Genomic DNA, 700 nt, shown 5'->3' with positions numbered 1-700 from the left:
GCCAAAAGTCGCTCTCACCCGATACCATCACAAAAGCAATTTAACTACCTTTATACACTTGACTTGTTTGCACAAGTTCAGCTTAAAGGAATGTTCTAATTCGCGTTTGTTTCGTTTCGATATCTAGTTTTCAAAGAACAAACTTGTAAGACTTTTTTGGTGGAGCCAAGCGGGATCGAACCGCTGACCTCCTGCTTGCAAGGCAGGCGCTCTCCCAGCTGAGCTATGGCCCCATATAAAGTTTAAAGGTATAGATGGTGGGCCCTGGTGGACTCGAACCACCGGCCTCACCCTTATCAGAGGTGCGCTCTAACCAACTGAGCTAAGGGCCCACATTACATATACTATTTGAACCCAAAATGGGTTAMGCTTGGCGGCGTTCTACTCTCCCAGGACCCTGCGGTCCAAGTACCATYGACGCTGAAGGGCTTAACGGTCGTGTTCGGGATGGGAACGTGTGGAACCCCTTCGCTATCGCCACCAAACGTTTGAGAGTTTGARCTCTCAAAACTGAGCAACGAGTGAGTAACTAGCCGACCTGGCTAGATTTTGTATTTGAATGTTTCCGTTGCAGGAAACGATTCTCCATAGAAAGGAGGTGATCCAGCCGCACCTTCCGATACGGCTACCTTGTTACGACTTCACCCCAATCATCTATCCCACCTTCGGCGGCTGGCTCCTTGCGGTTACCCCACCGACT

2 tRNA genes and 2 rRNA genes are annotated in these 700 nt (G+C 49.5%); all 4 read right to left on the bottom strand.

Annotated features, from left to right (window positions below):
* Positions 1-157 precede the first annotated feature (157 nt).
* A tRNA-Ala gene (locus AC1DE7_RS31730) sits at positions 158-233 on the bottom strand.
* A gap of 22 nt (positions 234-255) precedes the next feature.
* Positions 256-332, bottom strand: a tRNA-Ile gene (locus AC1DE7_RS31725).
* Between the two features lie 36 nt (positions 333-368).
* A 5S ribosomal RNA gene (gene rrf, locus AC1DE7_RS31720) occupies positions 369-485 on the bottom strand.
* Between the two features lie 106 nt (positions 486-591).
* A 16S ribosomal RNA gene (locus AC1DE7_RS31715) occupies positions 592-700 on the bottom strand; the annotation flags it as partial.

Source organism: Paenibacillus sp. 10L310 (genome assembly GCF_056395745.1).
Note: the sequence above shows the minus strand (reverse complement) of the source record. Positions and strands in the feature narration are given on the sequence as shown.